Origin of the sequence: Myxococcus vastator, from assembly GCF_010894475.1 — a bacterium.
Classification (GTDB): domain Bacteria; phylum Myxococcota; class Myxococcia; order Myxococcales; family Myxococcaceae; genus Myxococcus; species Myxococcus vastator.
The window spans coordinates 1-5,154 of record NZ_JAAIYB010000540.1 but is presented as its reverse complement, the minus strand read 5'-3'; the positions used below and the strand labels follow the sequence as shown (position 1 = coordinate 5,154).

Genomic DNA, 5,154 nt, shown 5'->3' with positions numbered 1-5,154 from the left:
ATTCTTACTGACCACAGGCCGTCGCTGGCGTTCGCACGTCACCGGCCCGGTCCGTACAAAATCCGTACAGATCTGTTCAGGTGTCGGGGGCCGATCCTATCGTGGGCGTCGGCAGCTATGGACATCACCTTCCACTTCCCGCCCGATTTGATGGGCCTCCTCGTCGAGGCCATCCCCGCCCTCTGCAAATCCAAGAGGGACGTCCTGCTCTTCTTCCAGGGGGCGGGGGTAGGAGCGCAGGTCACAGGTGACCTCGCCCAGAAGCTCGCGACGTCCAAGGACGAGGTCAGGAAGCACGACATGGTCCGGACCGTGCTCGCCCGGCTCAACGCGCGAGGAGAGTCCACCCTGCGAGAGCGGCGGGAGGTGCTCCGGCGCGTGATTGAGTTCGAGGACTTCTCCGTCTGCTGGGAGAACGACCGGAACAAGGCCAAGGCGCTGGTCGCGGACATCCGGCGGCTGGTGAACGTGAAGGACACCTTCACCCGCATCCAGCAGGAGCAGGACGCGCTACGCAAGAAGCAGCACTCCGACAAGTACGAGCAGGAAGCCAAGCTCAAGCGCCAGCGCGAGCAGGAACTGGAGGAGATAAAGAGCGCTCTCTTCTCCCTCTTCAGCATGGCCGACCCCTGGGCGCGCGGTACGGCGCTGGAGGGCGTGCTCAACCGCCTCTTCAAGGCGCACGGCATCCTCGTGCGCGAGGCGTTCAGGATCCGGGGCGAGAAGGGCCAGGGAATCATCGAGCAGATCGACGGCGTGGTGGAACTCGACGGTGAGGTCTACCTCGTGGAGGCGAAGTGGTGGGACCAGCGGGTCGGCCCGGGAGATGTGGCCCAGCACCTCGTCCGCGTCTTCACCCGCGGGCAATCCCGCGGCATTTACATCGCCCACCCGGGCTACACCCCTGCGGCGCTCGCTTCCTGCAAGGAGTCGCTCCAACAAGCAGTCTTCGTACTTTGCGAGCTGGAAGAGTTCGTCCAGCTCTTGGACGCTAAGAAGGATCTTAAGGAATTCCTGAAGACCAAAGTCCGAGCTGCCATCGTGGACAAGGTGCCCCTGCTCCGCCCGCTGACCCAGGGAATCTGAACCGCTTCTTCAAAGTCCGCGAAGGTAGATCCCTCGGAGGGTCATCCGGCCTCCCCCTGAGCACAGCTTTTCCGCGCCGCCGGAGGGGCACATGCTGACGGACCGTGCACAGAGGCGCGCAAGAGGGTACAACCGGCGGATTGTGTAGGCCGGGGGACCCTTACCCATGAGCACCGACGAAGCCCTCCACGCCTTCTTTGCTGTGGACTTAGTGCGTGAACGGTACGCCGCACTGAAGCGGCTCGCTGCTGAGCGCGCAGTTTCGGCTGCGTTGCGTGATAGTCGGATTGACCAAGTATTGGAGGCGTTGACAAAGGCGGCGAGCGTTGGAGCCGATGAGGAGCGCCTCCTTGCAATCTCGACGTTGATGCGGCTGCACGCGCAGGTGCGTTCGGCGCGGGACCAGGCACGCTTTGCTGGGCACCTCACCAAGGCAGTTGCGGAGCCGCTACCCCGCATCAACGTCCTCACCGACCCCGATGACCGGATGTACGTCGTCCGTGCGATGGAGTTCGCACATGGAGACTGGGTCACCGGATTCCTCGCGGAGTTCATTATCGAGGAAGAGGCTGCGGAGACGGCACGTGCGGAGGCCGTGCGGGTCTTGGTCAAGGCGCTGCCCTCAGTGGATCCCCTCCTCCAATCGATCGCCGGGCACCTTGAAGTATGGAAGCCCGAAACGCAAAACCCCATAGAGAGCTTGACGCGGCGGGTGGTACGGATCCTCCAAGCGCTGGAGGACCACCTAGCGGGTGGAACCGAAGCGACCTGGGAGGCTAGCCGTGCCCTGGCGAGGATGGTGCGACCTCGCTCGAAAACATCCCCGAACGAGGTTGAGCGCGAGGTTATTGAGCAGGTCGCGGCCCGAACCCTTCGCCTTACGCACACGCTCGTGCGTATCCGATTCTCGCTTGCAGCCGACGCTCGAACTTACGAGCCGGTCGTCCATGTACGGGAGTGGTTCCAGCCGCACCAATGGGTACGATTCCTCGAACAATGCGCAGATGCTCGCCCCGTCGTACGCGACCTCCGCGAGGCAATTCTGCTGCTGGCTCGCCAGGGGCGGACGGACCAACAGCTCCTGAAACGCTTGGAACTCGTGTCGGGCCCAGGGGCTGCGGCGCAGCGGATGCTGGCACAGCTCGCAGGGGAGCCTGGGGTCCCGCCCGAAGTGCAGGCGTGGCTGACCGGGACCGCGCCGATGCACTCTCCCCGAGGTGAGGGGTCAGCGCTACTGACGGCAGACCGAGAGGCGAGCGAGAACTTGACCCTAGCGGAGCTGCTACGACTGTGTGCGCAGGTCTCTTCCGCGACGACCCATGTTGAGCGGTCGGTTCTCCCGGAGCTTGAGATCTTAGCCCCCGATGCTGCGCCGCCAATCCGTTCCCTATCAGCTCGGGCTGCTGATCTCTCCGGGACGGTGCTGTCCTTTGCCGGCCAACGGAGGCTGAAACTGCGAGGGCACCCAGGAGAGGTCGTCGAGTTCTCTCCGGTCGAGCATGAGATGGTGGGTCGGCCAGTACCTGGGGTGCGTTGGGTCCGCTTGGTTCAGCCTGCGGTCGAGCAGCGCCTTGAGGGAGGGGCAACGCGCTTGGTGCTCCGGGCGTTAGTTGAGCCGTCTGGCGAACCTCGGTAATAATCGAGGTTCGCCAAGACTTCGGAGGGGGAATGGACGGCATTACCGCCAAGACGTTGCTGGAGAGTCTGCTCGGGCGCATCGAGCGTGACCCATCTACGAAGCGCTACCGGCTACAAGGAGCGCTTTCGGATCTGGAGTATGCGGCGCTTGAGTACGCGCTGGCCCGGTTAGACAAGCCCAGAGCGATTGACGATGCCACTCAGCCAGCAATGGGGCCATCCATCGCCACTTCCGAGGCGCTGGACAGCCAGCCTCGCTCTTCCATCTCTGCCGCATCGACTGGCGCGATTGGCAACCAACAGCAGCCGATTCCTACGCGAAGCAAAGCCGCAGTTGCTCCGCCCCCCAAACTCATCATTGATGCGCAGAGGAGCAAGGTCGAGGACGCTGAGATCACGCTCTGCCTCGACTTTGGCACGGCGAAGTCGAAGGCCTTCGCGACTCGGCGAGAGACGAACGGCTTCCAGCTCATTGAACTGGGACTTGGCCAGCAGGCCGGTGAAGTGCTGCCCTACCCACTTACGTCCGCAGTATGGGTCGATGAATCAGGGCTTCTCTTCGTCGGGCACGCCGCGCTCGAACGAAGCTTTGCCCAACACGATACAGAGCGGAAACGCCTCGATAGTCTCAAGCAACAACTTAGCCAGGGCAGCGAGCACCGTCTCACTACGAGGTTGAAGGAGGGGACCGAGAACCCAACCTCAATCCCCCTTACCTACGGCGATGCGCTTACGTTCTACCTCGCGTACCTTACTGACATGGCGGAGGCCGAGCTTGTCCGGCAGGGGCACTCCCGCTACGTGCGGCGCCGCTTCGCACTACCGTGTTGGGACACGGATCAGTCTCGCGTCATGGAGCCGTTGTTACGGGAGTACCTTGCGCGAGCACAAATGGTAGCCGACACATTCCGCGGCCGGTGGAACGAAGGGCTTCGAGCTGAGCACGTCCGCGCGGTAATGGACCAAGTGGTGGAAGCACGTACCGCTTGGCCGATGGAGCTAATCGGCGAGTCGGTTCTTGAGCCAATTGCCGCAGGGAACAGCCGGCTCCAGACCGACGAACCTACCCGCCAACTAGTCCTCGTCATCGACATTGGCGCAGGCACCACGGACTTCGGTCTCTTCATTGTCGTAGAAAACCCAGACCAAGAACTCTTCCGCATTACGCCTATTGAGGGCACGACGCTCGGCGTCCGCCAAGCAGGCGACACCGTCGACCAAATCCTCCGAACGACTATCATCAAGCAGGCGGAGGTTGATGCAAACGACCCTTCATTCGGCTTGATCAACTCACAACTACAACTGCGCATTCGCGAGTATAAAGAGCGGCTCTTCCAGGAAGGAGCGCTTACTTTCCGCCTTAGCGATGATCGCACCGGAATTGTGAGGCTTGACAGCTTCCTTCAGAACCCGGCGCTCGGAGCCTTTCGAGAGAAGCTCGAAGCCAAGTGCCGCGAGGCCCTTGATGCAGCTGGGAAGGACAAGACCGGATTCTACGATGCGGAACTGCGGGTTGTTCTGACCGGGGGAGGCTCTGCGCTCCCGATGTTAGAAACATTGGCGAAAGGATCCTCCGAGCACTTCGGTAAGACGCTCCGAAGGCGTATGGCGCCGCCTATCCCGGATTTCCTACAGAATCGCCCGATCGCCGGGGCCTATGCGCAACTAGCCGTCGCGCTGGGAGGTGCTCTACCCGATCTTCCAGACACCCGCCAACCTGTGACGACAATCAAGGGGAGCGCTGTCAGGACAGTCAAAATGCCTCGCCGATGGGTTTAGGCCACTTCAGGTGATCCGGAAGGCCATGGTCAGAGGTAAGGCGGATGACCTCTCCACGGAGCTGTCACAGTCATATATCAAGGCCACAGAGGGGCTCCTGAATCCGCAGCCGCTGTCGGACGAACAGTGTTCATGTCCAAGGATTTAGGATAGCCCCATGGCTTGCCTTGTCGCGGTGATTACCCTCGGGTTGCTCGTCACCGGCTTCTTCAACCCACTACCGCCTTTGCGCATTGCGCTGCTGACGCTCTTCTGATTCTACGGTGGGTTTGGCTTGGTTCTCGAAACCATCCAATGTGGGCGACAGAAGGTGTTGGGAGAGGTTCTTTAGCTTCCTGTTGAGAGCCGCCTTGTCGATGTCCAGTTGCCTAACGTGCTGGGCTACGGGGGCCGGGACGGAGCAGCGCTGTGCCTTTGCTGCAACGTTTCAGAAAGAGTTTTTCCCGAGACCTCCCCGCACGATGCGCTCGCTTTTGTGCCCGGCTGGGTTTCCGTGGGCTCCATTCAACAGACTCTTAGGATCGAACTGTGTGACGGGAAGAAGGAGATGGGCATGATGCACTTGGATCTGCACCAGTTGATGCAAAACTTGTCTGCCAGACGACTCGTCTTTCACTCTGAAGCGGATTTCCAACACGAACTGGCTTGGCA

Annotated in this window: 4 protein-coding genes; all 4 read left to right on the top strand. The window is 61.5% G+C overall.

Translation table 11 applies throughout. From position 1 onward, the window contains the following. On the top strand, nucleotides 1-1,086 hold a 1,086-nt coding region (locus G4D87_RS33330; RefSeq protein WP_205507813.1), incomplete at its 5' end, for a restriction endonuclease. 166 nt (nucleotides 1,087-1,252) lie between these two features. Further along, nucleotides 1,253-2,722 carry a hypothetical protein gene (locus tag G4D87_RS33325; protein WP_163786720.1) on the top strand — a complete coding sequence of 490 codons (1,470 nt, stop codon included), beginning with the start codon at nucleotides 1,253-1,255 and terminating at the stop codon, nucleotides 2,720-2,722. Between the two features lie 32 nt (nucleotides 2,723-2,754). Beyond that, nucleotides 2,755-4,503: an acetate and sugar kinases/Hsc70/actin family protein gene (locus G4D87_RS33320; RefSeq protein ID WP_163786719.1), complete on the top strand. Its 1,749-nt coding sequence runs from the start codon at nucleotides 2,755-2,757 to the stop codon at nucleotides 4,501-4,503. A gap of 373 nt (nucleotides 4,504-4,876) precedes the next feature. Then, nucleotides 4,877-5,154, top strand: a 278-nt coding sequence (locus tag G4D87_RS39070; protein ID WP_205507812.1) for a hypothetical protein, incomplete at its 3' end; no start/stop codon positions are given.

Bases quoted from the DNA above. Each gene is read 5' to 3' on its own strand.
- G4D87_RS33325 (WP_163786720.1), top strand. From the start codon at position 1,253: ATGAGCACCGACGAAGCCCTCCACGCCTTCTTTGCTGTGGACTTAGTG.
- G4D87_RS33320 (WP_163786719.1), top strand. From the start codon at position 2,755: ATGGACGGCATTACCGCCAAGACGTTGCTGGAGAGTCTGCTCGGGCGC.